Consider the following 24876-nt stretch of genomic DNA (forward strand, 5'->3'; position numbering starts at 1 on the left):
ACCGCCCGGCCGCGGTCGAAGTTGTGCTGCTCACGCATCGACCGCGTGTTGACCGACCGGACGCGAATCGTCCGTTGGCTGACCGAAACCCGACCGGTCGCAGCCGCCCCGACGCGACAACCGCGCCGGTCCGGATCCCGGCCCGCTACGACGGCCCCGACCTCGCCGAGGTCGGTGAGCTGGCCGGGCTGGGCACCGGCGGCGGCGTGGCCGCGCACACCGGCCGCGACTGGACAGTCGCCTTCGCCGGGCTCGCTCCCGGATTTCGGCTACCCGCCGACGGCGACCCCGGCTGCGGGTCCGGCGTCGAGCGGTCCCCGGCATTGCGTTCCGGCCGCGGGCTACCGGAGCGACGCCGACCGCCACGCCGTCGGCGCCGCGACCGCGGCAACGGCGGCGAACGTCCCGAACAACAGCTGCGCCGACCCCGCCGACCCGCCGCCGAGGTTCACCAGCAGCCCGGCCAGTGCGGCCCCGAATGCGTTGGCCACCAACTGGACCGTGTTGATCGCCGCGGCCGCCTTGCCGCCCTCACCCGGGTCGTCGACGCTGCCCATCACGAAGGTCGCCAGGTGCGGCCAGGCGGCGCCGATGCCGGCCCCCGCCAGCACCAGTGCCGCGACCCACGTCGCGATCACCGTCCCGGACGCGTCCTCCCGCTGGGCAAGTGCCGCGACGAAGAAGCCGAGCGCCACCATCGCGGGCCCCGAGACGACCACCGCCCGGACCACCCGGGGCCGGGCCGCGCCGGCACTGGAGATCTCGCCGATCGTCCAGCCCACGGCCAGCGCCGCGCCCAGGAAGCCCGCGGCGACCGGCGTCAGCCCGCCGAGCCGCTGACCGAACAGCGGCACGAACGTCTCCGCCGTGGACGCGATCGCCAGCAGCGCGATGGTCAGGTAGGTCCACCGGAGCGGGTTGCCCGCGGCGAAGGTGACGGCGGGCAGCACCCTCGTCGACGACCTCCGCTCGCACAGCACGAAGACCGCCAGCAGCGCCAGTCCGGCCAGGACGCCGACGGCCGCGACGCCGGCCCGGGTGGCCAGGCTCGCCACGCTCACCACGAGCGCCGCGGTCGAGAGCAGCACCATCGACCGGACCGGCACCGCCTCCACCGCGGTGTCGGTGGGGCGGTCGCCGGGGATGTACCGGGGCACCACCGCGCCGAGCGCTGCCGCGAGCACGGCCAACGTCACGAACGCCAGACGCCACGCGCCGAACTGCGCGAACAGCCCGCCGATGGCCGGCCCGACGAAGGTCCCGATCCCCCACATCCCCGACACCAGCGCGGATGCGCGGGCCCACAGCCCGGCGGGCAGCACCGATCGGATCAGCGCGTAGGCGAGCCCGCTGAGCAGTCCGCCGCCGAAGCCCTGCAGGGCGCGCCCGGCCAGCAGCACGAACATGTCCGGCGCCGCCGCGCACACCAGCGTGCCCGCCGTGAACAGGCCGATGGCGCTCAGGTACGCCCCGCGCGAGCCCACCCCGGCCAGCAGCCGGCTCACCAAGACCGCGGAGACCACCGAGGCGACCAGGAAAATGGTTGTGGCCCACGCGAAGTACCGCTCGCCGCCGATCTCGTCGACCGCGGACGGCAGCAGGCTGGCGGTGAGATAGATGTTCACCGCGTACAGCGCGACGCCGCCGGCGAGCACCACCATCGGACCGAGATGGGCCGGGCCGAGCAGTTGCCGCCAGCCGCGGTCGGGAGGGGTGGACTGTGTCTCGGTCGGCTGCATGACCGCTACGCTAAAACCTCCAGTGCACTCGAGGTCAATTCGGAGGGTCCCGTGCCGACAGGAGGCCCAGTGCCCGCCGACGCCGGCTCGACGCCGGTTCCGGTTCCGCGACGCCCCGCTGCGACGGAACTGCTCGGGGTGGGCGAGATCGCCCGGCGCAGTGGACTGGCCGTGAGCGCGCTGCACTACTACGAGTCGGTGGGTCTGCTCTCCCCCGAACGCACCGCCGGGAACCAGCGCCGCTACCCGCGCAGCGTGCTGCGGCGGATCGCGTTCATCCGGATGGCGAACCGGGTCGGGATCCCGCTGGCCGACGTCGCGGCGGCGCTCGCCACCCTCCCGGACGGGCGGACCCCGACGAAGCGGGACTGGGAGCGGCTGTCGGGGCAGTGGCGCGCCGAGCTCGACGAACGGATCCACCGGCTCCAGCAGTTGCGCGACGACTTCACAGGCTGCATCGGCTGCGGCTGCCTCTCGCTCAACTCCTGCTGGATGCTCAACCCCGGCGACCGGCTCGGCGAGCAGGGTCCGGGGCCGCAACGCCTCTGACGCCCGCTCAGCCGCCGAGGGCGAACGCGACAAGGAACCCGACCGCGGTGGACAGGCCGACCCACCAGCCGCCCTCCCGGTACGCCTCCGGCATCAGCGAGTCCGCGAGCACGGCGATGGTCGCGCCGCCGGCGAAGGCCTGGATCACCGCGATTTGACGGCTGCCGATGTTGTCCGCGGCGGCGTTCGCGGCGATCACCACCAGCACCAGCACCACGGCGGTCACCGCCCACAGCAGCAGCGTCCGGCGCGGGTCGAACCGCGGTTGGGTGCGCATCGACGCGGCGCCGGCGACCGCCTCCGGGACGTTGCCCACCGCGACCGCCACCAGCAGCACCATCCCGCCGCCGCCGCTCAGCGAGACGCCGAGGGCGGTGTTCTCCGGGATGCCGTCGAGCAGGGTGCCGAGCATCAGCGCCCAGCCCAGGGCCGCCGGACCCAACTTGTTCTCGATCAGGTGGTCGGCCACCACGTAGACCAGCGCGCCACCGAGCAGTGCGGTCCCGGCCACCAGCACGCCCTCGGAGTCGAACGCCGGCTGGAACAGTTCGGTGGAGACCGCAGCGACCATCGTCCCGGCGCCGAACGCCATCAGTGCGGCGAGCAGCGGCCGCGGCAGGTCGTACCGCAGACCGATCAGGGCACCGAGGAACAGCGGCACGGCCGTGCCGAGCCCGTACAACGCGGCGGTCAGCATCCGCCGATCGTAGTGGGGCTCGCGGCGCCGGTGAGGGAGACTCTCAGGTGTGGCATGGCTCGAGGTGATCCGGACCGGGGCGCTCGCCACGGCAGCCGCGCCACCGACACCCTCGCCGGGCTCGGGCCGCCGCCGGTGCGGGTCGGCGACCGACTGCCCGTCGGCGACGCCGCCGCGGACTGGCCGGCCGAGGAGATCATCCCGCCGCCGCCCGTCCGTTCGGGGCCGACCCTGCTGCGGTTGCGCCTCGGGCCACGGTCGGACTGGTTCGCCGAGTCCGCTGTCGACACGCTGCTCGGACAGACCTGGGCGGTGTCCCCCGAGACCAACCGGGTGGGCGCGCGACTGCGCGGTGCGGCGCCGCTGCCGCGCCTCGGCGACACGGAACTGCCGAGCGAGGGCATGGTGCGTGGAGCTCTGCGGGTTCCGGCCGGCGGGCAGCCGGTGCTGTTCCTGGCGGACCACCCGGTGACCGGGGGCTATCCGGTGATCGCGGTGGTGGTGGACGCGGACCTCGGTGCGGCCGGGCAGCTGGTCCGGCGACGTGGTGCGCTTCGCCCTCTGACGGGCGGCTGCCCTGGTCGACCACAGCGAGCCCTTTCGGCCCAGCGGGACCGAAAGGACTCACAGATGCGTCAGCGCCTCCGCTGGCGGGCGATGTCGGAGAGCACCACGCCCGCGGCGACGGACGCGTTGAGCGACTCCACCGGTCCGGCCATCGGGATGCTCAGGATCGTGTCGCAGGTCTCGCGGACCAGGCGCGAGAGGCCCTTGCCCTCCGAGCCGACCACGATCACGACCGGGCCGGTGCCGTCGTACTCGTCGAGGGTGGTGTCGCCGCCCGCGTCGAGCCCGACCACCTGCACGCCCTTGGCCGCCCAGTCCTTGAGGGTCCGGGTGAGGTTGGTCGCCTGCGCGATCGGCAGCCGCGCCGCGGCACCGGCACTGGTCCGCCACGCGACCGCGGTGACGCTGGCGCTGCGGCGCTGCGGGATCACCACGCCGTGCCCACCGAACGCCGCCACCGAACGCACCACGGCGCCGAGGTTGCGCGGGTCGGTGATGTTGTCCAGCGCGACCAGCAGAGGGCGCTCCTGGTGCTTGCGTGCCTCGGCGATCAGGTCGTCGGGGTGCGCGTAGCGGTACGGCGGCACCTGCAGGGCGACGCCCTGGTGCAGCCCGTTGGCGCTCATCCGGTCCAGGTCGCCCCGGGGGACCTCGAGGATGGAGATGCCGGCCTCGGCCGCCAACTGCACGGACTCCTTGAGCCGGTCGTCGCTGTCGGTGCCGACCGCGACGTACAGGGCGGTCGCCGGGACACCCGCCCGCAGGCACTCGACGACGGGGTTGCGGCCCAGCACGTTCTCGGGACCGGCGTCGCCCTTGCGGGGCGAGCCGCCGCGACCGCGGGGTGCGCTGCCGCCGGTGCGGCCCGCGTCGGCGGCCTTGGCCGCGGCCCGGGCCCGCTTGGCAGCGGGATGCTTGGTGCGCTCGACCGCCGGCGGGGTAGCCCCGCGGCCGGCGAGGCCGCGACGGCCGCCTCCACCGGAGCCGACTACCTGGCCCTTCTTGGTGCCGGACTTGCGGACTGCGCCGCGCCTGCTCGAATTGCCAGCCATCACTGCCCTGCTTCGTTGTGGTTCGTCTTCACGGCCCACTCGGGGCCGTTCGGTGTGTCGGTGACCTCTACGCCCGCCATGGCGAGCCGGTCCCGGATCTCGTCAGCCGCTGCCCAGTCCTTGTCGGCCTTGGCCCGCTGACGCGCCTCGAGATTCGCGCGGACCAGAACGTCCAGCGCGTCGTGCAGGGCGGAGCCGTCGGCCGTCTCCGAGACCCAGTGCGGGTCGAGCGGGTCCACCCCGAGTATGCCCATCATGGCGCGTACCTGCCCGGCGATCGCGACCGCCGCGTCCAGGTCGCCCGCTGCCAGCGCACGGTTGCCCTCGCGCTGGCGGCCGTGGATCTCGGCGAGCGCCTTGGGCACCCCGAGGTCGTCGTCGAGCGCGGCCGCGAACTCCGCGGTCCACTTGCCGACCGGGATCTCGCCGGCCCGCTCCTGCGTCTTGAGCACGAACGCCTCGATGCCGCGGTAGGTCTCCGCAGCGACGTCGAGCGCATGATCCGAGTACTCGAGCATCGAGCGGTAGTGCGCCCCGCCGAGGTAGAACCGCAGCTCCTGCGGCCGGACCCGTTTGAGGACGTTGGGCACGGACAGCACGTTGCCGAGGGACTTCGACATCTTCTCGCCGCCCATGGTCACCCAGCCGTTGTGCAGCCAGTACCGCGCGAAGCCGTCGCCCACGGCCCGGCTCTGCGCGAGCTCGTTCTCGTGGTGCGGGAACACCAGGTCCAGGCCGCCGCAGTGGATGTCGAACTCCGCGCCCAGGTAGGCCTCCGCCATCGCCGAGCACTCCAGGTGCCAGCCCGGACGGCCGCGGCCCCACGGGGTGGGCCACGACGGCTCGCCCGGCTTCTCGGCCTTCCACAGCGTGAAGTCGCGCGGGTCGCGCTTGCCCTCGGCGGCGCTCTCGCCCTGGTGCACGTCGTCGAGCTTGTGCCCGGACAGCGCGCCGTAGGCGGGGTAGCTCCGCACGTCGAAGTAGACGTCGCCGGCGGCGGCGTAGGCGTGCCCGGCGTCGATCAGCCGTGCCATCAGCTCGACCATCTGCGTGACGTGGCCGGTCGCGCGGGGCTCCGCCGACGGGGCCATCACCCCGAGCTGCTCGTACGCCCGGTCGAAGGAGCGCTCGTAGGTGGCGGCCCACTCCCACCAGGGTCGACCCGCCTCGGCGGCCTTGTTCAGGATCTTGTCGTCGATGTCGGTGACGTTCCGGACGAACGCGACGTCGTAGTCGTGCGCGAGCAGCCAGCGCCGCAGCACGTCGAACGCCACACCACTGCGCACGTGACCGATGTGCGGGTCACCCTGGACCGTCGCGCCGCACAGATAGATCGACGCGTGTCCGGGGGCCAGCGGCGTGAACTCACGCAGGGCCCGCGCTTCGGTGTCGAATAGGCGCAGAGTCACGACGTGCGATCTTACCGGTCCGGGGCCACGTCACGTACCAGCGCGGTCGCGACCGCCGCGATGCCCTCCCCGCGCCCGGTCAGGCCCAGCCCGTCGGTGGTGGTCGCGGAGACCGAGACCGGCGCCCCGAGCACCCCGGAGAGCACCGCCTGCGCCTCCGCGCGACGGGGACCGATCTTGGGCCGGTTGCCGATCACCTGCACCGCGGCATTGCCGACGACCAGACCCTGCGCCTCGAGCAGTTGCCGCACCTCACCGAGCAGCAGCACACCGCTCGCGCCGTCCCACTCGGGGCGCCCGGTGCCGAACACCGAGCCCAGGTCGCCGAGTCCGGAGGCGGACAACAGGGCATCGCACAGCGCGTGCGCGGCGACGTCGCCGTCCGAGTGCCCGGCGCAGCCGTCCTCGTCCTCGAAGAGCAGTCCCGCCACCCAGCAGGGCCTGCCCTTTTCGATCGGATGGACATCCGTACCGATTCCAACTCGCACGCGCCACGCTCCCTGTCGGTCGAGGTTCCAGTCGGTCCAAGCTTCTAGCAGGACCCCAGCTTCTGGTGGGAGCCACGCTGGCGGATCGCAGGCTCCTCGCTCAGCGCCCTGGCCAGGGCCAGGTCCAGGGCGGTGGTGATCTTGAAGGCCAGCGGGTCGCCCGCGACGGTGTGGACTGGGCCGCCGATGCGTTCGACCAGGCCGGCGTCGTCGGTGGCGACGGACTCGGCGGCGGCGTAGGCGCGGCGCAGCAGGTCCGCCGAGAAGCCCTGCGGTGTCTGCACCGCCCGCAACTCGGACCGTTCCGGGGTGCCGGTGACCACGCCGAGCGGGTCCACCGTCTTGACGGTGTCCGCCACCGGGACCACCGGGACGACCGCCGAGCGGCCGGCCCGCAACGCCGCGACGACCCGGGCGATCAGTTCGGGCGGGGTCAACGCGCGCGCCGCGTCGTGCACCAACAGCAGGTCGGCGTCGGGCGCCGCGGCGATGCCCGCGCGCACCGAGTCGGTGCGCTCGGCGCCGCCCGCGACCACGTCGACACCGTCGGGCAGTTCACCGCGGACCTCGGGGACCCGGTCCGCGGGCACGATCACCACGACCCGGTCCACGACGCCGGACGCCAGCAGGCCGTCCACGGCCAGCCGGAGCAGCGTCTCGCCACCCAGCGTCACGAACGCCTTGGGCATTCCCGCGCCGAGCCGAACACCCTGTCCGGCCGCCGGAACCAACGCAACAACCCGGTCGACGTTGTTCACGTCAACCGGGTTGGTCACGATACTCACTGTGTGCGACGTCGCTGTCAGGACGCCGCTGCAAGAACCTCGTCGAGAATGATGTCGGCCTTCTCCTCGTCCGTACCCTCGGCGAGCGCGAGCTCACCGACAAGGATCTGACGGGCCTTGGCGAGCATTCGCTTCTCACCTGCGGAGAGGCCGCGGTCCTGCTCGCGACGCCACAGGTCGCGCACCACCTCGGCGACCTTGTTCACGTCACCGGACGCGAGCTTCTCCAGGTTGGCCTTGTAACGGCGCGACCAGTTGGTCGGCTCCTCGGTGTGCGGCGCCCGGAGCACCTGAAACACCTTGTCCAGACCCTCCTGCCCCACAACATCACGAACGCCGACGTACTCGGCGTTGTCTGCTGGGACCCGAACGGTGAGGTCGCCCTGAGCGACCTTCAGAACGAGATACTCCTTCTGTTCACCCTTGATGGTGCGAGTTTCGATCGCCTCGATCAGCGCCGCTCCGTGGTGGGGGTATACGACGGTTTCTCCGACCTTAAAAATCATCTGTCCCGTGCCCCTTTCGATCTTCCCAGTTTATCACGGGTTGTCTCGGCAACGATTCCAACTGCGCTGGTCAGGGGCACAGTCCGCCTTCCGGAGGGGTTGACAGGGTGGCCCGGACGTGCAGCAAGAAGCCCTAAACCGACCAATTGGCCTCGGCTTTCGCCTCGTCGCGACGCGCCGGAAACCACCAAACCGACACCCCGCGGCGATAGCTCGCGATCTGACTACTACTCTGCCTAGTGGAGTTACGACCCGACGCCGTGGAGGACAACCCGTGACAGCCCTGAATGCGTCGACTCGCCGAGTCGCCACCGCAGTTGCCCTTGCCGCAGCCGCAGCCATCTCGCTGTCCGCCTGCAGCGCCGGCCAGATCACCCAGACCGCAACGCAGGTCGCCGCCGTGAACGGCAACTACGCGAACCAGGGCGACATCGCCCTGCGCAACGTGCACGTCCTGTTCCCGGACAGCGAGGAGTACAGCCTCGAGCCGGGCGGCACCGCAGCCCTGGCGTTCATCGCGGTGAACGAGAGCGAGTCCGAGCCGGAGCGACTCACCCGGATCAGCACCGACTACGCCAAGTCGGTCACCATCGCCGGCGAGGTCGGCGGCCGCGTGATCGACCCGCAGACCTCGCTCGGCGCCGGCGTCCGTGCCGCCACGGTCCTCGACAACCCGGAAGACCCGACGCAGCTGATCCTGGTGACGCTCGACGACCTCAGCGAGGGCGTGCGTCCCGGCCTGACCATCCCGGTCACCTTCACCTTCGCGAAGGCCGGCGACATCACCGTCCAAGTTCCGGTCGACGCCGGCCCGCGCACCGAGCGGCACGAGTCCGAGAAGTCCGGCAACGAAGGCGCCGCGCACCTGGACAGCGGCGGACACTGATCGCCCCCGCGGTCCGCTGACCTGCACTTCGAGAACGGCCCCCGACGTCTTCACGTCGGGGGCCGTTCTCGTCGCACCGGCTGTCGGACCCGCCACCTAGGCTGCCCTCGTGGCCAAACCCAAATCGAGTTTCCGGTGCTCGTCCTGTCAGCACACGATGCCCAAGTGGGTCGGTCGCTGCCCGGACTGCGGCGCCTGGGGATCCGTCGAGGAGGCCCCCGCCCTCGCGGCCGCCGTGACCGGCCGGCCCGGCGCCACCTCGGCCCGTGGCGGCGCCGCGCTGGTCCCCAGCTCCCCCGCGATGCCCATCTCCGAGATCAGCGGCACCTCCAGCCTGGCCAAGCCGACCGGCGTGTCGGAGCTCGACCGGGTGCTCGGCGGCGGCCTGGTGCCCGGCTCCGTGGTGCTGCTCGCCGGCGAACCCGGCGTCGGCAAGTCGACGCTGCTGCTCGAGGTGGTGCACCGCTGGGCCCGACGCGACCCGCAGGACCGCGCGCTGTACGTGACCGGCGAGGAGTCGGCCGGCCAGGTGCGGCTGCGGGCCGACCGCACCGGCGCCGTGCACGAGCGGGTCTTCCTGGCCGCGGAATCCGACCTGGCAACGGTGTTCGGGCACGTCGAGCAGGTGCGTCCCACACTGCTGATCGTCGACTCCGTGCAGACCATGCTGGCCGCCGACGTCGAGGGCGTCACCGGCGGCGTCACCCAGGTCCGCGCCATCACCAGCGCCCTGACCTCACTCGCCAAGACCACCGGCATCCCGGTGCTGCTGATCGGCCACGTCACCAAGGACGGCGCGGTCGCCGGGCCCCGATCCCTCGAACACCTGGTGGACGTGGTGCTGCACTTCGAGGGCGACAAGCACTCCACGCTGCGGATGGTGCGCGGGGTCAAGAACCGTTTCGGCGCCGCGGACGAGGTGGGCTGCTTCGAACTGCGCGAGGACGGCATCGAGTGCGTCAGCGACCCGTCCGGCCTGTTCCTGCACCACCGCGACGACGCCGTGGCGGGCACCGCGGTCACCGTCACGATGGACGGCAAACGCCCGTTGCTGGGCGAGGTCCAGGCCCTCGTCGCGCACACCACAAACCCGTCGCCGCGCCGCGCGGTCAGCGGCATGGACTCCGCTCGGGTCGCGATGGTGCTCGCGGTCCTCGAACGACGGTTCGGGATCAAGGTGTCCGACAAGGAGGTGTACGCGGCCACCGTCGGCGGGATGCGGGTGACCGAACCGTCCGCGGACCTGGCCCTGGCACTCTCCGTGGCGTCGGCCTTCCGGGACGTGGCGCTGCCGGCGGGGCTGGTGGTGCTCGGAGAGGTCGGGCTGGCGGGCGAGGTGCGGCGGGTGACCGGCGTCGGCCGGCGGCTCGCCGAGGCGAAGCGGCTCGGCTTCACCCACGCGGTGGTGCCCCTCGACTCCGGCGACGCGCCGCCCGGGTTCCGGTCGGTCGAGGTGGGGAACCTCGGCGAGGCCCTGCGGGTGCTGGACGGTCTCCCGCCCGCCGCACCGGCCCGGGTCAAGCGGTCGCTGCGGCCGGTCCCCTGAACCCGGTCTCCCACACGGAGTTCCAGGCCCAGGGGCCGGCGGGCTCCCTACAGCGAGGAGGTGCCGAACGGCGAGACGGGCACGCCGTCGACGAAGTCCGCCATCGGCGCGAAGTGCTCGGGCTTGATCGTCAGGAACAGCCCGCGGGAGGTCGCCACCACGGTGTCGCCCGCGGTGGGGCCCTCCACGATGCGGGCCTCCGCGCTGGTGTAGACCTTGCGCCGGACCATGCCGTCGATCCGGGCCCGGAACTCGAGCACCGAGCCCAACGGGATCGGGCGGGCGAAGTCGATCTCGAGGTGCCCGGTCACCACCGGTCCGCCGAGGACCATGCAGGCCATGCCCTGCACCTCGTCGAAGGCCACCGACAGGATGCCGCCGTGGATGACGCCGGGTCCGCCCTGGTATCGCTGCGCCACCGTCAGCCGCCCGCTGACCTCGAGGCCTTCGCCGGCGGTGAAGGTCATCGCCATCCCGGCGGGCTGGTCGTCACCGCAGCCGAAGCACTTCGACCAGTGCTGCGGCAGCGCCCCACCGGGCGCGGGAAAGAAGTCGGGACGGGGCGGAAGCGTCAGATCATCAGGCAAGGTCCAGGTACTGCTCATAGATAGGTAATCTAATCGCGGGAAATGCGTGGGGGGCTACCGGCCTCCTGCGATTCAGCACGGTGCCATGAGGTATCGCGAGGCGAAGGGGGACGGCGATGGAGGACACCGCGCCCACGGCCGCGCTCCGCGAGACGATCTCCCGGCTGGCGCCGGGAACCGAACTCCGAGACGGCCTCGAACGCATTCTGCGCGGCCGCACCGGCGCCCTCATCGTGCTCGGCTACGACGACGAGATCGAGGACCTCTGCGACGGCGGGTTCGAGCTCGACGTCGAGTTCGCCCCGACCAGGCTGCGGGAACTGTCCAAGATGGACGGCGCCGTCGTGCTCTCCTCCGACGGGACCCGGATCGTCCGGGCGAACGTGCAGCTGGTTCCCGATCCCAAGATTCCCACCGTCGAGTCCGGCACCCGGCACCGCGCCGCGGAGCGGACCGCCATCCAGACCGGCTGCCCGGTGGTCTCGGTCAGCCAGTCGATGAGCATCGTCAGCGTCTACGTCGACGGCATCCGGCACGTCCTGGACGGCTCGGCGACCATCCTCTCTCGCGCCAACCAGGCGGTCGCCACGCTCGAGCGGTACAAGTCGCGGCTGACGGAGGTCACCAACGCCCTCTCCGTGGTCGAGATCGAGGACTTCGTCACCCTGCGCGACGCGCTGACCGTCGTGCAGCGGCTGGAGATGGTCCGCCGGGTGTCGGTGGAGATCGAGCGCGACGTCCTCGAACTCGGCACCGACGGACGCCAGCTGGCGCTGCAGCTCGAGGAACTGGTCGGCGACAACGACGTGGCGCGTCAGCTGGTGGTCCGGGACTACGTCGCCGGGCCGGGGCAGGCGCCGACCGATGCCGTCGAACGCGTCCTGACGTCGCTGGACAAGCTCACGGACGCGGACCTGCTGGACCTGACCACCCTGGCCCGCGCCTTCGGCTACCCGGCGACCATCGAGTCGCTGGATGCGCCGATGAGCCCGCGCGGGTACCGGGTGCTGGCCCGGGTGCCCCGGCTGCAGTTCCACCAGGTGCACCGGCTGGTCGGCGCGTTCGGCACGCTCCAGGGCCTGCTCGCCGCGACCGCGGCCGACCTGCAGGCGGTGGAGGGCATCGGCGGCCTGTGGGCCCGGCACATCCGGGAGGGCCTCTCCAGGCTCGCCGAGACGTCGATCGCCGGGCCGTTCGACTAGGTGATGTTGAACGGCTCCGGGGTGCTGCGCAGCGCGCCGAGCTGACCGACCACCGTGTAGGCGCCGGGACCGACGGGGTTGCGGGCCGCCGCGCAGCCCGGCTCCGAGGTGGCGCCGGACCACTTGATGGTGAACGCGGCCTGCTCGCCGGGCTTGAGGGTGCGCACGTCCGGAGTGTTGTTGGGGAAGCAGTCGGTGTTCGACCACAGCCGGTGCTGGCCGTCGAGGCTGTAGACCATCACCTGCTGCATGCCGGCGCCCAGGTCGCGTTCGCACGACTCGTTGCCGATGTTGGTGATGACGATCCCGAACGCCGGGTCCTGACCCGCCGGGTAGTTCGCCTCGTCCGAGCTGGCCTTGATCGCCAGCGACTTGTCCGCGCACTGACCGGGCGGCAGAGCTCCGGCGACCGCGGCCGCGGAGGCCGCAGCCGACCCGGAGACCGCCGATCCCGACGCCTGACCACCCGAGTCGGCGTCGGCGGCGTCGGGCTCGGTCGTGGAGCTGGACGCCGCGGCGGACGCCGACGACGAGGCGGCCAGGGCCGAACTCGACGCCACGGCTTCCGCGGACGGGTCCTCGTCCCCGCCGCTCACGGCGGAGATGATCCACACCAACAGCAGCAGCACGACCACCGAAACACCGATCGCAAGCATGCGGCGGCGCCAGTAGATCTCAGGGGGCAGCGGCCCGGACGGTTCCAACACAGACACCAAGGTATTCGCCCGGGCCCCGGAGGTGGTCGAGCAGGGTCGGCGTGTCGCTCGCCGCCGCCCCTTCGGTCGGTCAGGCGGGGGTGACGTTCTCCCCGATCTCACCCACCACGCCACGCACCTTCACGCCGCCGTTGGCCAGTGTGTAGGTGACACCGACGATGGCGCAGGTGCCCTTCTCGACCTTCTCGGCGATGATCCGGGATCGCTGCATGAGCAGGTCACCGGTCTCCACCACGTGCCGGCCCTCGAGCTCGTCGACCGTGCTCAGGCCCTCGTTGCGGCCCATCAGGATGGACGGCGCGACCCGCTCGATGATGCTGCGGATGAAGCCGGCGGGCACCGCGCCGCGGTCCAGTGCGTCGATGGTCGCCGAGACGGCGCCGCAGTTGTCGTGGCCGAGGACCACGATCAGCGGGACGTCGAGGATCTCGACCGCGTACTCGATGGACCCGAGCACCGAGCTGTCGATGACATGACCCGCGGTGCGGACGACGAACATGTCGCCGAGCCCCTGGTCGAAGATGATCTCCGCGGCCACGCGGGAATCACCGCATCCGAAGAGCACGGCGGTGGGGTGCTGTCCGGAGACGAGTTTGGCCCTGTCGGCGACGCCCTGGCTGGGGTGCAGCGAGGTGCCTTCCACGAAGCGGTCGTTACCCTGCTTCAGTGCCTTCCAGGCGGAAATGGGGTTCGAATTGGGCATGGATGCATTGTGCACCCGGTGCCTGTGGCCGCTTTCGCCCGACCTGGTACAACCGCGAACGAGGGACATGACAATCCGGTGAATTCATCCGCACTGATCAGCTGGTTCGAACGCGAGGCGCGCGATCTGCCCTGGCGACGCGAGGGCGTCACGGCGTGGCAGATCCTGATGAGCGAGATCATGCTGCAGCAGACGCCGGTGGTCCGGGTGGCTCCGGTGTGGGAGCAGTGGGTGGCCCGCTGGCCGGTGCCGTCGGCGATGGCCGCGTCCAGCCAGGGTGAGGTGCTGCGGGCCTGGGGCAAGCTCGGCTACCCGCGCCGCGCGCTACGACTGCACGAGTGCGCCCGCGTGCTCGCGACCGAACACGGCGACGCGGTCCCGACCGACGTCGACGTGCTGCTCGGACTGCCGGGTATCGGCGCGTACACCGCCCGGGCCGTGGCCTGCTTCGCCTACGGACAGCGAGTTCCGGTGGTGGACACCAACGTTCGGCGCGTCATCGCGAGATCGGTACACGGACAGGCGGAGCAGGGAAACCCGTCCACCACCCGCGACCTCGCCGATGCGGCGCAACTGCTGCCGCGCACCAGGACTCGGGCCACGGTCTTCTCGGCCGCGCTGATGGAGCTCGGCGCCACGATCTGCACGGCCCGGACCCCGGACTGCGCGCGCTGCCCCCTCGACGACTGCGCCTGGGTGCTGGCGGGCCGGCCCGAACACACCGGGCCGCCACGCAAGGTGCAGAAGTTCGTGGGCACCGATCGTCAGGTGCGCGGGCGCCTGATGGACGTGCTGCGCGAGAGCCACGGACCGGTGGAACGCGCACGGCTGGACCTGGCCTGGCTCACCGATACCGGCCAGCGCGACCGGGCACTGCACTCCCTGCTCGTGGACGGACTCGTCGAGCAGACCGAGGACGGGCTGTTCGCGCTGGCCGGCGAGGGCTGACGCACACGGCATCTCGCCGCGCCCGGCCGCCGTAACTAGTCGTCGAGGCCGAGCTCGACGGCCCGAGTGAGAGCGGCGCCGAGGACGTCGGCGTCGAGTACCAGGGTCCGCAGGGCCGTCGCGGCGACGAGCAGGGCGTCGAGATCGTCGCCGTAGACGCTGACCATGCCGGCCTCCGGGTCGAACCCGACCGCGTCGAGCGCCGACGGGGCCTGGTCGGTGAGCACGGCGCGAAGCGCGCCGGTGAAGTCGTATCCGGAACCCTCGATCCCGTGAGCCTCCAGCGCCGACCGGTGCTGGTGGTACTCCGGGCCCCCGGGCGAATAGATGATGCTGGAACTGCGGCCGCCGGTCACGAGGCGAATCGGTTCGAGGGCGTCGAAGTCGTCAGAGGTTGCCATGCCGAGACCGTACCGAGGTCGACCGACATGGCCGCGTTCTAGTCGCGAAGTTCGGCGAGGAACTTCTCGACCGCCGCCCGGTACTCCGCCGGGCGGTCGTCGTGGACGAGGTGACCCGCACCCTCGATCAGCTCATAGCTGGTTTCGGACCGCCTCGCCGTGGCGGCCATCTCGCGCATCTGCCCGGCGGGGGTGATGGTGAACTCGCCCTCCAACAGCAGCGCGGGCGCGCGGACCGAGGCCCACTGCGTCCAGAAGTCGCGGGTGCCCCACTCCTCGGAGATCTCCCGCCAGACCGGGACCTCGCCGTGCAGGTACCAGCCGTCGCTGCGCTGCTCGAACGAGTCCATGAAGTACTGCGCCGCAACGGGTCCGAAGAAGTCGACCATGTGCTCGGCGTCCCGGAACGGCTGCGGCCAGGAGCCGATCAGTGCGGCCCAGTCGTCCGCGGTGCGGCCCTGGAAGTCGGGCGCCATGTCCTCGACCACCAGCGCCCGCACCCGCTCCGGGTACGCGGCCGCGAAGCACCAGCCGTGCAACCCACCCATCGAGTGCCCGATCACGACCATGGGTTCGGCGATCGACGCCGTCGCCTCGGCCAGGTCCGCCACGAAGGCCTCGGTGCTCAGCGTGGCGGGCGCGGGCCGCCCGTGACCGGCCGCGCCGAAGGTGTGGACGTGCCCGAACTCGCGCAACCACGGCACCTGCCGGCGCCAGGTGCGGGCGCTGCCCATCAGCCCGTGGAGCAACAGGATTGGCACACCGGATCCACCCTCGTCATGAAGCACGGGTCCCAAGGTATCGGAGTACGCTCGCCGCCATGTCTGTGGTGAAGATCAATGCAATCGAGGTCCCCGAGGGCGCCGGCCCCGAGCTGGAGAAGCGCTTCGCGGGCCGCGCCCACGCGGTGGAGAACTCCCCCGGATTCCTCGGCTTCCAACTGCTGCGCCCCGTCAAGGGCGACGACCGCTACTTCGTGGTCACCCAGTGGGACTCCGAGGAGTCGTTCCAGGCCTGGGCGCAGGGTCCCGCGCGGGCCGCGCATGCCGGCGAGCGCGCCAAGCCGGTCGCGACGGGCGCCTCACTGCTCGAGTTCGAGGTGGTCCTCGACGTGGCCGCCAAGGGCGTCTGACCGTCCGGAGCGGGCCTGCCGGGCGCCCGACCTGCACGGGCGCCGCGCCATCCCCGATTCCGATACCCTCGGCCGCAAGGGTTTACCAACCGTTGACACAAGCTTGAGGAGTTTCGTGGGATTCTGGGATCAGCTCAAGTCGAAGACGCAGGAACTGAACGGGCAGTTGCAGACGAAGACCGCCCAGTTCAAGAACAAGGAGTTCGCGAACGGTTCGATGGCGATGTGCGCGCTGATCGCGGCCGCCGACGGCCGCATCGATCCGGCCGAGCGCCAGAAGACCGCCGCGTTGATCATGGGCAACGAGTCGCTCAAGGTGTTCACGCCTGACGAGCTGCGCGAGAAGTTCGACTGGTACTGCGACAAGCTGCAGGGCGACTTCGACTTCGGCAAGGTCGAGGCGACCGCGACGATCGGCAAGCTCAAGCCGAAGCCGGAGCAGGCCCGCGCGGTCATCCAGATCGGCATCATCATCGGCGGCGCGGACGGCAACTTCGACGAGCACGAGAAGGCCACCGTCAAGGAAGCGTGCTTCGCGGTGGGCATCGACCCCGCCGAGTTCGACCTCTAGATTCCGCCCGTCGACAACGGAGGCGGCGTCGAGGTCGGCCTGACTTCCGCTGATGTACTGGACCAGACGGTTGACCGTGACGTCCCGGCCCGTGCTCTCCAGCATCGCGATGGCGCAGATCCGGGCACCGTCGACGGCCGAGTCCAGCCGAACCTCCACCTCGGGACCGCTGGTCGGGTACATGGTCACGACGCCGTCCACCGCCGCCCAGTTCGCGGCGCCCTGGTAGATCATCGCGAAGATCAGGACGCGCTTGAACATCTCGGGGCGGTCGAGGTTGACGTGCATGTTCTCGCCGCCACTGACCGAACCGGTCCGGTCGTCCCCGTCGAGCTGGACGAAGGGGGCCGTGTTCAGCGCGCCGAAGCTGTTCCCGAGCGCCTGGATGACGCCCTTCGAGCCGTCCGCCAGCTCGTACAGGCAGCCGAGGTCGAGGTCGATGCCGCCGGGGCCGGCGAGCTTCGCGAAGAAGCCCTTCTTCTTCGGCTGCTCCTGCGACCAGTTCAGGTTCACCCGCATGGCGCCCTGACGCTCGCCGGACTTGGTCAGGCTGACGCTCGGCGCGCTCTTGGTCAGGGTGATCTTGCTCAGGTTGACACCGCCACCCTGGACGGCGGCCGTGGGCTCGCCCGCCGGGGGCGTACCGGGGCGACGGGTGTAGTCGATTGCCATGTCGTGTCCTTTTCGAGTGGGTGTGACTATCCGACGGCGACGGTGCGGGGCTCCTCGACGAGCGCGTCGCCGTCGCCGTCGCCTGCCTTGCGGTTCCTGATGACGCTGGAGATGAACGCGGCACCGATCAGCGCGATGCCGACCAGGCCGGTGATCAGCTCGTTGACGTGCACACCGATCGAGACCAGCAGGATCACCGCGAGCGCGCCGATCGCCCAGTGCGCGCCGTGCTCGAGGTAGACGTAGTCCGAGAGCGTGCCCTTGCGGACCAGGAACACGGTGATCGACCGGACGAACATGGCGCCGACGAAGCCCAGGCCCAGCGCGATGATGATCGGGTCGGAGGTGATCGCGAAGGCGCCGATGACGCCGTCGAACGAGAACGACGCGTCCAGGACCTCGAGGTAGAGGAAGAGGAAGAAGCCGGCCTTGCCGGTGGCCTTCGCCAGGTTCGACGGGCCGCGGGACGGTTCCTCGCCCTCCTCCGGGAGGTTGAACAGCTCGCCGAGGCCGTTGACCGCGATGTAGAGGATCAGACCGCCGACGCCGGCCACCATCACGGTCGCGCGGTTCTCGTCGTCGGCGAGGAAGCCGGCGGTGACCAGCAGCAGGGCGCCCGCGACGATGACCTCGAGCTGATCGAGCTTGCCGATCTTGGCCAGCGGCCGTTCGATCCAGCCGAGCCAGGTGATCTCACGCTCTTCGAAGATGAAGTTCAGGAACAGCATCAGCAGGAACATGCCGCCGAACGCGGCGATCTGCGGATGCGCGTCGGTCAGGATGGTCTCGTAGCTGGGGCTGCCGTCGGGGAAGGCCGCGGCGCCGTCGGCGGGCGGGTTGAGCGCCAGGTTCATCGCCTCGACGGGGCCGAGGCCGGCCGCCACCCACACGATGACCAGCGGGAACACCAGCCGCATACCGAAGACGGCGATCACGATGCCGATGGTGAGGAAGATCTTCTGCCAGAACTCGCTCATCCGCTGCAGGACCGTCGCGTTGATCACGGCGTTGTCGAAGGAGAGCGAGATCTCGAGGATGGACAGGATCGCGACGAGGAAGACGGCCTCCGGGCCGCCGTAGATCGCCGCGATTATGAGTGCGAGCACGGTGACGAAGAACGAGACACCGAATATGCGCAGAACCACGAAGCGTGGCCTTTCTGTGAGGGCAGTGCAGGGTGGCTGCTGCAGCAGGCGGTTGCCACCGCGGTAGCGAACGACGGACCGGGAAGGGCATGCGGAACGCGCCCTCCCCGGCCCGAGGTTGTGGTGCTGCTGACTAGACGTTCACGCCGTAGTCGCGGGCGATGCCCGACAGTCCCGAGGCGTAGCCCTGGCCGACGGCCCGGAACTTCCACTCCGCGCCGTGGCGGTACAGCTCGCCGAAGACCATCGCGGTCTCGGTGGAGGCGTCCTCGGAGAGGTCGTAGCGGGCGAGCTCCGTGCCGTTCGCGCGATCGACGACGCGGATGAAGGCGTTGCGGACCTGGCCGAACGACTGCGCGCGGTTGTCCGCGTCGTAGATCGAGACGGGGAAGAAGATGCTCTCGATGTTCGCCGGGACGGCGGCGAGGTCGACGGCGATGACCTCGTCGTCCCCCTCGCCCGCGCCGGTGGTGTTGTCGCCGAGGTGCTCGATCGAGCCGTCCGGCGTCTTCATGTTGTTGAAGAACACGAAGTGCTGGTCGGAGACGACCTTCTTGTCGGCGCCGGCCGCGATTGCGCTGGCGTCGAGGTCGAACTCGGTACCGGTGGTGCTGCGGACGTCCCATCCGAGACCGATCGCGACCGCCGTGAGATTCGGCGCTTCCTTCGTGAGGGAGACGTTGCCGCCCTTGGTCAAGCTGACGCCCATGCGGAGCCCTTTCAATGTGGAGGTAGCCGGACCGCGGCCGGTGCCGAGGTCCGAAATGCCGTGATACCGCGGGTCCTGATCGCCAGGTCCAGCGCCGTTAACCAATGTACCTATCACCAATTCTTAAAATTTTGCCCAAGTACGATGGGTGCCGTGACGAGCCGATGGCCGCGATTCTTGGGGGGATCCGACGACGACGACGGGATCCGTCGCGCCCGGGAGTCGATGACCGCGGCCTTCCTGGCCATGGACGCCCGGCAGCGAACCGTCGAAACCGCAGTTGAGGCGTCCGCGGCGCTCTTCCCGGAGCGGGACATCCGGCGACCGTGGGCGCCGGTCCGTGACGCCTGCTACGCCGCCGCGAGCGCCTACGTCGCCCTGTCCGACATGACCGGCGTCACCTCGCCCGGCCCGGAATCGGTGTCGGTCGACCGGACTACGCGGCAACTGTCCGATGCGACACACGCCCTCGACGTGTTCTACGACACCCACCGCGCCCACCTCGACGACGCGACGGCGACCCTGCAGGCCGTGCCGCAGGTCGCGCGGCAGGCCCGAGCGGACGCGGACGCCGCCCGGGCGCGGTTACGCGGCCCCGACCAGGCGTACGCCGGCTACTCGTCGGTGCGCGCGGGGTCCGCCGACCTCGACGCCGCCACGCTGGCCCTCGACGCCGCCTCCGCCCTCCACGACGCCCGCGACATCCGTGCGGCAACGGCCCGCGTCCTGGCGGCGGTGGCCACCCTGCGGGAATCGCTGTCGGCCGCCCCGACCCGCGAGCGCGAGGCCCGTACCGCGCTGGCCTCGGTGCGCACCCGGGTCGACGCCGTGCGCACCCGGTCCGGCGGCCTGCGCGGGGCGTACTCCGCCATCCTCCGCGAGTTCAACATGGCCAGTTCGCAGGACCTGACGGGCAACGAGGAGGCGAGCCGCCGGCACATCGAGGCCGCCGCCGCCGGACTCGCCGACATCGAGCGGGCCCTTGCCGGCGGCGATCCCGACCTCGCGCTCGAACACACCGAGACGGTGCGAACCCACCTGACCGCGGCCGACCGCGCCGTCGACTCCGTCACCGAACGACTGCGGTTGCTCCGCGAGGTCCGGCAGGACCCCGCGGCGAAACTCGCCGCCGTGAGGTTCCGGCTCAAGGACGCCCAGCACCTCGCCGTCGACTCCGGGCACATCGCGGAATGGGGTTCGGTCCTGGACGCGCAGCTCGACCGGATCGACCGGATCAGCGGCGGCCTGCAGGGGACGCATCCGGACTACTGGGCATACATCACCGAACTCGACACCGTGTCGGAGTTCATCGCGGGCGTGGTGCAACGCATGAGAGGGCAGGCAGGCAAGCGATGAGTCTGGGCACCGTCACCGAGACGACCACGATCCGGCACTTCCAACATCTCGACCAGGAGACCCAGGACCGACTGTTCCTGCACCCCTCGCGTCCCTTCGACGACGCCACCGACCGCGAGGTCCTCGCGACCGCGCTCGGGGCGACGCTCTACATCCCCGCGACCCGCGACGACCTGGCCGCCACCGTCATTCGGCGGGCCGGCGAGGGAGTGTGCTCGATGGTCCTCGACCTCGAGGACGCCGTCGCCGACGACGAGGTGGAACAGGCGCTGGCGAATGCGGTCGCCACCCTCGACGAACTCGCCGGCACCGTCGCCGCCAACATGCTGCTCTTCGTGAGGGTGCGCACCGCGGACGGCATTCGCCGGATCGCCGAGTCCGTCACCACCGGCGTCGACGCCCTCAGCGGCTTCGTCGTCCCGAAGTTCACCAGCGCCAGCGGCGCCGGGTTCCTGCGGGAGGTGCGCGCCGCCTCCGAGTTGCTCGGCAAGCACCTGTACGCGATGCCGGTGCTCGAGTCGCCCGAACTGGTCCACCGGCAGAGCCGCGACACCGAACTGCACACGATTCGCGAACTACTGGCCCAGCACCGCGAGCACATCCTGGCGGTCCGGATCGGCGCGACCGACATGTGCAGCACCTTCGGCATCCGCCGGGACCGCGACCTGACCATCTACGACGTCCGGGTCGTCGTCGACGTGATCGCCGACGTGGTCAACTACCTCGGGCGCGCCGACGGGTCCGGATTCGTCATCACCGGCCCGGTCTGGGAGTACTTCGCCGACCACGAGCGGATGTTCCGGCCGATGCTGCGGGCCACCCCGTTCTTCGAGCACGACGCGGTGCTGTTCCGGCAGCAACTCGTCAGCCGCGACCTCGACGGACTGCTCCGGGAGATCGCGCTGGACCGGGCCAACGGAATCCAGGGCAAGACGGTCATCCACCCGTCGCACGTCGCCGCGGTGCACTCGCTGTCCGCCGTCACCCACGAGGAGTACCACGACGCCCTCGACATCCTCGACGGCGAGACAGTGGGCGGCGTCCAGGCGTCGGGCTACCGAAACAAGATGAACGAGGTTCGCCCACATCGGAACTGGGCCGTGCACACGATGCGCCGGGCGCAGGTCTTCGGGGTGACCAACAAGGGAGTGACATTCGTGGACCTGTTGACGGCGCTGGTGCAGCGGTGACCCGGGTCGGCCTCGAGCCGTGGGCGACCCGCGAGCTCGGCATCGAACTGCAACACAGCGACTCGGCCGCCGGCCACCTGGTGCCGGAGCTCGTCGAGCCGGGGCTGCGCCGGAACCCGCGCCGCGCCCACCTGCTGGTCTCGACCGTGCTGGGCAAGCACCTGCCCACCGAACCGTCGGTCGTGCTCGGCGCGGGGGACCGGCTGGGCGAGTTGGTGCTCGCGGCCCTTGGCATCGACACCACCACCCGGCAGCGCCCCGAGGTGGACGCGCTGGTGCTCGGGTTCGCCGAGACCGCAACGGGTCTCGGGCACTGCGTGGCCGCCCGGATCGGCGCGCGCTGCTACCTCCACTCCACCCGCCGGGACGTTCCCGGCGCCGGCACCTTCGCGGGCTTCGAGGAGGGGCACTCGCACGCCACCAGCCACCTGCTGCAGCCGACCACGGCGTCACTGTTCGCGGGCACCGCGCCCCTGGTGCTCGTGGACGACGAGATCTCCACCGGCGCAACCGCGGTCGACGCCATCCGGGCGCTGCACGCCCAGCACCCGCGGAGCCGGTACGTCGTGGCCTCGCTCGTCGACATGCGCACGGCGGACCACCGACTGACCTGTGACCGCGCCGCCGCCGAACTCGGCACCGAGATCGACTACGTCAGCCTCGCCACGGGGCGGGCCGTCCTGCCGGACGGCCTGATCGAACGGGTCATCGCCCTCCCGGACCCGGCACTGAACCCGGTGAGCACCGTTCGCGGCGCGGCCGCCAGGGTGGAGATCGCCTGGCCCGCGGCTGTTCCAGACGGGGGCCGGCACGGTTTCCTGCACTCCGACAGCCCGGCATTCGAGCGGGCCGTCGCTGCGGCCGCCGACGCACTGATGGAGCGGATCGATCCGGCCTCGCCGCTGATCGTGGTCGGCCACGAGGAGCTCATGTACCTGCCGCTGCGTCTGGCCGCGGCGCTCGCCGATCGCGGCGTCGCGACCCGATTCCAGACCACCACCCGGTCGCCGGCCTACGTGCTCGACGAGCCGGGGTACCCGTTGCGCCGCGGGTTCGCCTTCGTCGCACCGGAATCCGACGACAGCGCGGGCCGGTACCTGTACAACGCCCACTGGCCCGGCAGCCCGTCACCGGACGACAGTCCCGCCGACGCCCGACAACAGATTCTGCTGGTCGTGGACACACCGGCCGACACCGCGCGACTGCACGGCGAAGGTGGACTGCTCGACGTACTCACCGCGGCCGGCAGCGACGTCCTGCTCGCCGTCGTGCCCAGCACCGATCCCGTGCTGCTGCGTGAGAGCCGAGGGGTCCACCGGTGACCGCCCCGTTGACCGGGCCGGCCTTCGGTTCCTACGCCCCCGCCGACGTCCGATGGCTCCTCAAGGACCTGTCCGCGCTCGACCTCGAGGCCGACGTCGCCGAGCGTGAACGCCGAATCCAGTCGGGGCAGGCGCACTACGCGGAATCGCTGCCGATCGAGTTCCAGCCCGACGCCGCCTACCGCGAACTCTTCGACAAGGTGCTGACCGTCAGCGCGGAACGGTTGGCCCTCGCGGTCGGCACCGTCACCGAACTGGTGCTCGCCGAGCGGGGTCGCGAGGTCACCCTGGTGTCGCTGGCCCGCGCGGGCACCCCGGTCGGGGTGCTGATGCGGCGCTGGGCCCGCGACGTGCACGGCCTGGACCTGCCGCACTACGCGATGTCCATCGTCCGCGGCCGGGGCATCGATGTCGAGGCATTGAACTTCCTTGCCGCCCATCACGATCCGGAGAGGGTCGTCTTTGTCGACGGATGGACCGGCAAGGGTGCGATCACCCGCGAACTCAGCGCGGCACTCGCCGCCCACGCCGCCGCCGGCGGGCCGCGCTTCGACGACGACCTGGTGGTGCTCGCCGACCCGGGCGCGTGCGTGCGCACCTACGGCACCCGCGACGACTTCCTCATCGCGACGGCCTGCCTCAACTCCACCGTCTCGGGCCTGGTGTCCCGGACCGTCCTCAACGACACCGTGATCGGCCCCGGCGAGTTCCACGGCGCCAAGTTCTACCGCGGGCTCGCCGATGCCGACGTCTCGAACCACCTGCTCGACACCGTCGCCGCACGCTTCCCCGACATCCGCGCCGCCGTGCCCGCCGCCGTCGCCGCCATCGTGGGCAGCGACCGCTCCCCCACCTGGGCGGGGTGGGCATCGGTGGAGGAGATCCGTGCCCGGTACGGCATCTCGTCGGTGAACTTCGTCAAGCCGGGCGTCGGCGAGACCACCCGGGTCCTGCTCCGACGGGTGCCGTGGCGCGTCCTCGTGCGCGACCGGGACGCGCCGGAACACGCTCACATCCGAATGCTCGCCGCCGCCCGGGGGGTGGAGGTCGACGAGGTGCCCGACCTCGCGTACTCCTGCATGGGCCTGATCAAGGACGTCGCATGACCGTACTGATCGCCACCGATCTCGACCGCACGATGATCTACTCGCGCTCCGCGATGGGTCTCGGCGACGGCGTCGACGAGGCGGAACTTCGCTGCGTGGAGCACTACGACGGGGCGCCGCTGTCCTTCGTCACCGCGACGGCGGCGCAACTGCTGCGTGACCTGACTCGGGTGGCCGCGGTCGTGCCCACCACCACCCGCACCATCGCGCAGTTCCAGCGCATCACGCTGCCCGGGTCGCCGTGGCGCTACGCGATCACCAGCAACGGCGGCAACATCCTCGTCGACGGTGTGCCGGATCCGCTGTGGCGCAACCAGATCGAGGAGGAGTCCCGGTCCGGCGGCGCGACCCTCGACGAGATCATCGCCACGCTGCGTGCCCGGATCGACGCGAACTGGGTCCGCACCCTCCGGACCGCCGACGACCTGTTCTGCTACCTCGTCGTCGAACCGGACGCGGTACCGGCCGGGTTCCTCGCGGAGTGGGACCGGTGGTGCCGAGAACGCGGATGGGGAGCCTCCCAGCAGGGGCGCAAGATCTACACGATGCCCGCCGCGGTGTCGAAAGGTCGTGCGGTGGTGGAGGTTCGCGAGCGCCTACTCGCCGACGGGACGTTACCCCCGCAGGCGCGGATGCTCGCCGCCGGCGACGGCGCACTCGACGCCGACATGCTCGCCGTGGCCGATGCCGCGATCCGACCCAGACACGGCGAACTCGAACAGCTGGGCTGGCAGCGTCCGGGCCTGACGGTCACCGCGAACGCGGGAATCGCTGCGGGCGAGGAGATCCTGCGCTGGTTCGGGTGCCGCGTTCCGCCGACCTCCACCCCCGCCGAGGCACCCGCCGAGCCTTCTCCCCGCCCCTGAACAGACCGACCGCAGCCCGACGACCC

General features: G+C 71.1%; 26 protein-coding genes and 3 pseudogenes. 14 read left to right on the plus strand and 15 right to left on the minus strand.

What is annotated here, in order from left to right; genetic code table 11:
- Nucleotides 1-23 precede the first annotated feature (23 nt).
- Nucleotides 24-209: pseudogene (locus tag AC1DWC_RS06830) on the plus strand (allophanate hydrolase); the annotation flags it as partial.
- A gap of 132 nt (nucleotides 210-341) precedes the next feature.
- Here AC1DWC_RS06830 and AC1DWC_RS06835 read toward each other — a convergent pair.
- Nucleotides 342-1739, minus strand: a complete 1398-nt coding sequence (locus AC1DWC_RS06835) for an MFS transporter (RefSeq protein WP_477906730.1) — start codon at nucleotides 1737-1739, stop codon at nucleotides 342-344.
- A gap of 129 nt (nucleotides 1740-1868) precedes the next feature.
- Here AC1DWC_RS06835 and soxR point away from each other — a divergent pair, with 129 nt between their 5' ends.
- Complete coding sequence (soxR, locus tag AC1DWC_RS06840; RefSeq protein ID WP_477837717.1) at nucleotides 1869-2288, plus strand: redox-sensitive transcriptional activator SoxR; 420 nt, start codon at nucleotides 1869-1871, stop codon at nucleotides 2286-2288.
- Nucleotides 2289-2295: 7 nt separating this feature from the next.
- On the opposite strand, the gene AC1DWC_RS06845 is transcribed toward soxR, so the two are convergent.
- The gene (locus AC1DWC_RS06845) at nucleotides 2296-2985 is read right to left on the minus strand and encodes a ZIP family metal transporter (RefSeq protein WP_477906731.1); all 690 of its coding nucleotides are present in this window, start codon (nucleotides 2983-2985) and stop codon (nucleotides 2296-2298) included.
- Nucleotides 2986-3039: 54 nt separating this feature from the next.
- Between AC1DWC_RS06845 and AC1DWC_RS06850 the strand changes: the two are divergent.
- A pseudogene (locus AC1DWC_RS06850) lies at nucleotides 3040-3507 on the plus strand (5-oxoprolinase subunit C family protein); the annotation flags it as partial.
- 113 nt (nucleotides 3508-3620) lie between these two features.
- Here the strand turns inward: AC1DWC_RS06850 and rlmB are convergent.
- The 5 genes from rlmB to AC1DWC_RS06875 are packed head-to-tail and all read right to left on the minus strand — an operon-like array spanning nucleotide 3621 to nucleotide 7792.
- Nucleotides 3621-4604 carry a 23S rRNA (guanosine(2251)-2'-O)-methyltransferase RlmB gene (gene rlmB, locus AC1DWC_RS06855; protein WP_092775776.1) on the minus strand — a complete coding sequence of 328 codons (984 nt, stop codon included), beginning with the start codon at nucleotides 4602-4604 and terminating at the stop codon, nucleotides 3621-3623.
- A complete protein-coding gene (gene cysS, locus AC1DWC_RS06860; protein WP_477906732.1) occupies nucleotides 4604-6013 on the minus strand; it encodes a cysteine--tRNA ligase in 1410 nt (469 codons plus the stop codon). Before cysS ends, rlmB begins: the two co-directional genes overlap by 1 nt.
- An 11-nt stretch (nucleotides 6014-6024) precedes the next feature.
- The gene (gene ispF, locus AC1DWC_RS06865) at nucleotides 6025-6501 is read right to left on the minus strand and encodes a 2-C-methyl-D-erythritol 2,4-cyclodiphosphate synthase (protein WP_477906733.1); all 477 of its coding nucleotides are present in this window, start codon (nucleotides 6499-6501) and stop codon (nucleotides 6025-6027) included.
- 44 nt (nucleotides 6502-6545) lie between these two features.
- Nucleotides 6546-7259: a 2-C-methyl-D-erythritol 4-phosphate cytidylyltransferase gene (gene ispD, locus AC1DWC_RS06870; protein WP_072845536.1), complete on the minus strand. Its 714-nt coding sequence runs from the start codon at nucleotides 7257-7259 to the stop codon at nucleotides 6546-6548.
- Nucleotides 7260-7303: 44 nt separating this feature from the next.
- Nucleotides 7304-7792 carry a CarD family transcriptional regulator gene (locus tag AC1DWC_RS06875; protein ID WP_072845535.1) on the minus strand — a complete coding sequence of 163 codons (489 nt, stop codon included), beginning with the start codon at nucleotides 7790-7792 and terminating at the stop codon, nucleotides 7304-7306.
- 274 nt (nucleotides 7793-8066) lie between these two features.
- Between AC1DWC_RS06875 and AC1DWC_RS06880 the strand changes: the two genes are divergently transcribed.
- Together AC1DWC_RS06880 and radA are read left to right on the plus strand one after the other, a co-directional pair.
- On the plus strand, nucleotides 8067-8678 hold the full coding sequence (locus AC1DWC_RS06880) for a copper chaperone PCu(A)C domain-containing protein (RefSeq protein ID WP_477906734.1): 612 nt from the start codon (nucleotides 8067-8069) through the stop codon (nucleotides 8676-8678).
- 109 nt (nucleotides 8679-8787) lie between these two features.
- On the plus strand, nucleotides 8788-10224 hold the full coding sequence (gene radA / locus AC1DWC_RS06885) for a DNA repair protein RadA (protein WP_477906735.1): 1437 nt from the start codon (nucleotides 8788-8790) through the stop codon (nucleotides 10222-10224).
- A gap of 47 nt (nucleotides 10225-10271) precedes the next feature.
- On the opposite strand, the gene AC1DWC_RS06890 is transcribed toward radA, so the two are convergent.
- On the minus strand, nucleotides 10272-10829 hold the full coding sequence (locus AC1DWC_RS06890) for a PaaI family thioesterase (protein WP_072845532.1): 558 nt from the start codon (nucleotides 10827-10829) through the stop codon (nucleotides 10272-10274).
- A 98-nt stretch (nucleotides 10830-10927) separates the two neighbouring features.
- Between AC1DWC_RS06890 and disA the strand changes: the two genes are divergently transcribed.
- Nucleotides 10928-12013 (plus strand): DNA integrity scanning diadenylate cyclase DisA, encoded by a 1086-nt coding sequence (gene disA / locus AC1DWC_RS06895; protein ID WP_072845531.1) that lies wholly within the window; start codon nucleotides 10928-10930, stop codon nucleotides 12011-12013.
- Here the strand turns inward: disA and AC1DWC_RS06900 are convergent.
- Nucleotides 12010-12720, minus strand: a complete 711-nt coding sequence (locus AC1DWC_RS06900) for a hypothetical protein (RefSeq protein WP_477906736.1) — start codon at nucleotides 12718-12720, stop codon at nucleotides 12010-12012. The two genes, disA and AC1DWC_RS06900, sit on opposite strands and share 4 nt — an antisense overlap.
- Nucleotides 12721-12799: 79 nt before the next feature.
- Nucleotides 12800-13432 carry a carbonic anhydrase gene (locus AC1DWC_RS06905; RefSeq protein ID WP_477906737.1) on the minus strand — a complete coding sequence of 211 codons (633 nt, stop codon included), beginning with the start codon at nucleotides 13430-13432 and terminating at the stop codon, nucleotides 12800-12802.
- A 78-nt stretch (nucleotides 13433-13510) separates the two neighbouring features.
- Between AC1DWC_RS06905 and AC1DWC_RS06910 the strand changes: the two genes are divergently transcribed.
- Nucleotides 13511-14380, plus strand: coding sequence for an HhH-GPD family protein (locus AC1DWC_RS06910; RefSeq protein ID WP_477906738.1), 870 nt, complete (start codon nucleotides 13511-13513; stop codon nucleotides 14378-14380).
- Nucleotides 14381-14415: 35 nt separating this feature from the next.
- Here AC1DWC_RS06910 and AC1DWC_RS06915 read toward each other — a convergent pair whose 3' ends face one another.
- Both AC1DWC_RS06915 and AC1DWC_RS06920 read right to left on the minus strand, forming a co-directional pair.
- A complete protein-coding gene (locus tag AC1DWC_RS06915) occupies nucleotides 14416-14781 on the minus strand; it encodes an Imm51 family immunity protein (protein WP_477906739.1) in 366 nt (121 codons plus the stop codon).
- A 38-nt stretch (nucleotides 14782-14819) separates the two neighbouring features.
- Nucleotides 14820-15569, minus strand: a complete 750-nt coding sequence (locus AC1DWC_RS06920; protein WP_477906740.1) for an alpha/beta fold hydrolase — start codon at nucleotides 15567-15569, stop codon at nucleotides 14820-14822.
- Nucleotides 15570-15601: 32 nt separating this feature from the next.
- Between AC1DWC_RS06920 and mhuD the strand changes: the two genes are divergently transcribed.
- Entirely contained in the window at nucleotides 15602-15913 is a 312-nt protein-coding gene (gene mhuD, locus AC1DWC_RS06925; protein WP_477837665.1) for a mycobilin-forming heme oxygenase MhuD, read from the plus strand.
- A 223-nt stretch (nucleotides 15914-16136) separates the two neighbouring features.
- Nucleotides 16137-16484 (plus strand): tellurite resistance TerB family protein, encoded by a 348-nt coding sequence (locus AC1DWC_RS06930; RefSeq protein WP_477906783.1) that lies wholly within the window; start codon nucleotides 16137-16139, stop codon nucleotides 16482-16484.
- 27 nt (nucleotides 16485-16511) lie between these two features.
- On the opposite strand, the pseudogene AC1DWC_RS06935 reads toward AC1DWC_RS06930, so the two are convergent.
- The 3 genes and pseudogenes from AC1DWC_RS06935 to AC1DWC_RS06945 all read right to left on the minus strand — a co-directional run.
- Nucleotides 16512-17156, minus strand: a pseudogene (locus AC1DWC_RS06935) (TerD family protein); the annotation flags it as partial.
- A gap of 26 nt (nucleotides 17157-17182) precedes the next feature.
- On the minus strand, nucleotides 17183-18301 hold the full coding sequence (locus AC1DWC_RS06940) for a DUF475 domain-containing protein (RefSeq protein ID WP_477906741.1): 1119 nt from the start codon (nucleotides 18299-18301) through the stop codon (nucleotides 17183-17185).
- A gap of 133 nt (nucleotides 18302-18434) precedes the next feature.
- Nucleotides 18435-19010, minus strand: a complete 576-nt coding sequence (locus AC1DWC_RS06945; RefSeq protein WP_477837661.1) for a TerD family protein — start codon at nucleotides 19008-19010, stop codon at nucleotides 18435-18437.
- 144 nt (nucleotides 19011-19154) lie between these two features.
- Between AC1DWC_RS06945 and AC1DWC_RS06950 the strand changes: the two genes are divergently transcribed.
- The 5 genes from AC1DWC_RS06950 to AC1DWC_RS06970 are packed head-to-tail and all read left to right on the plus strand — an operon-like array spanning nucleotide 19155 to nucleotide 24850.
- Nucleotides 19155-20366, plus strand: a complete 1212-nt coding sequence (locus tag AC1DWC_RS06950; protein ID WP_477906742.1) for a hypothetical protein — start codon at nucleotides 19155-19157, stop codon at nucleotides 20364-20366.
- Nucleotides 20363-21556 carry an HpcH/HpaI aldolase/citrate lyase family protein gene (locus AC1DWC_RS06955; protein ID WP_477906743.1) on the plus strand — a complete coding sequence of 398 codons (1194 nt, stop codon included), beginning with the start codon at nucleotides 20363-20365 and terminating at the stop codon, nucleotides 21554-21556. Before AC1DWC_RS06950 ends, AC1DWC_RS06955 begins: the two co-directional genes overlap by 4 nt.
- A complete protein-coding gene (locus AC1DWC_RS06960) occupies nucleotides 21553-22878 on the plus strand; it encodes a phosphoribosyltransferase domain-containing protein (RefSeq protein ID WP_477906744.1) in 1326 nt (441 codons plus the stop codon). The genes AC1DWC_RS06955 and AC1DWC_RS06960 overlap by 4 nt, the downstream gene beginning before the upstream one ends.
- Complete coding sequence (locus tag AC1DWC_RS06965) at nucleotides 22875-23984, plus strand: cysteine protease StiP family protein (protein WP_477906745.1); 1110 nt, start codon at nucleotides 22875-22877, stop codon at nucleotides 23982-23984. The genes AC1DWC_RS06960 and AC1DWC_RS06965 overlap by 4 nt, the downstream gene beginning before the upstream one ends.
- Nucleotides 23981-24850, plus strand: coding sequence for an HAD family hydrolase (locus AC1DWC_RS06970; protein ID WP_477906746.1), 870 nt, complete (start codon nucleotides 23981-23983; stop codon nucleotides 24848-24850). The genes AC1DWC_RS06965 and AC1DWC_RS06970 overlap by 4 nt, the downstream gene beginning before the upstream one ends.
- The last annotated feature ends 26 nt before the right edge of the window (nucleotides 24851-24876 follow it).

It is taken from the genome of Rhodococcus sp. P4_C10 (assembly GCF_056402135.1).

What these genes read in the sequence shown, in the direction of transcription:
- AC1DWC_RS06835 (WP_477906730.1), bottom strand. Translation starts at nt 1,739, where the DNA reads ATGCAGCCGACCGAGACACAGTCCACCCCTCCCGACCGCGGCTGGCGG.
- AC1DWC_RS06845 (WP_477906731.1), bottom strand. Translation starts at nt 2,985, where the DNA reads ATGCTGACCGCCGCGTTGTACGGGCTCGGCACGGCCGTGCCGCTGTTC.
- rlmB (WP_092775776.1), bottom strand. Translation starts at nt 4,604, where the DNA reads ATGGCTGGCAATTCGAGCAGGCGCGGCGCAGTCCGCAAGTCCGGCACC.
- AC1DWC_RS06875 (WP_072845535.1), bottom strand. Translation starts at nt 7,792, where the DNA reads ATGATTTTTAAGGTCGGAGAAACCGTCGTATACCCCCACCACGGAGCG.
- AC1DWC_RS06890 (WP_072845532.1), bottom strand. Translation starts at nt 10,829, where the DNA reads ATGAGCAGTACCTGGACCTTGCCTGATGATCTGACGCTTCCGCCCCGT.
- disA (WP_072845531.1), top strand. Translation starts at nt 10,928, where the DNA reads ATGGAGGACACCGCGCCCACGGCCGCGCTCCGCGAGACGATCTCCCGG.
- AC1DWC_RS06905 (WP_477906737.1), bottom strand. Translation starts at nt 13,432, where the DNA reads ATGCCCAATTCGAACCCCATTTCCGCCTGGAAGGCACTGAAGCAGGGT.
- AC1DWC_RS06915 (WP_477906739.1), bottom strand. Translation starts at nt 14,781, where the DNA reads ATGGCAACCTCTGACGACTTCGACGCCCTCGAACCGATTCGCCTCGTG.
- mhuD (WP_477837665.1), top strand. Translation starts at nt 15,602, where the DNA reads ATGTCTGTGGTGAAGATCAATGCAATCGAGGTCCCCGAGGGCGCCGGC.
- AC1DWC_RS06930 (WP_477906783.1), top strand. Translation starts at nt 16,137, where the DNA reads ATGTGCGCGCTGATCGCGGCCGCCGACGGCCGCATCGATCCGGCCGAG.
- AC1DWC_RS06945 (WP_477837661.1), bottom strand. Translation starts at nt 19,010, where the DNA reads ATGGGCGTCAGCTTGACCAAGGGCGGCAACGTCTCCCTCACGAAGGAA.
- AC1DWC_RS06950 (WP_477906742.1), top strand. Translation starts at nt 19,155, where the DNA reads ATGGGTGCCGTGACGAGCCGATGGCCGCGATTCTTGGGGGGATCCGAC.
- AC1DWC_RS06955 (WP_477906743.1), top strand. Translation starts at nt 20,363, where the DNA reads ATGAGTCTGGGCACCGTCACCGAGACGACCACGATCCGGCACTTCCAA.
- AC1DWC_RS06970 (WP_477906746.1), top strand. Translation starts at nt 23,981, where the DNA reads ATGACCGTACTGATCGCCACCGATCTCGACCGCACGATGATCTACTCG.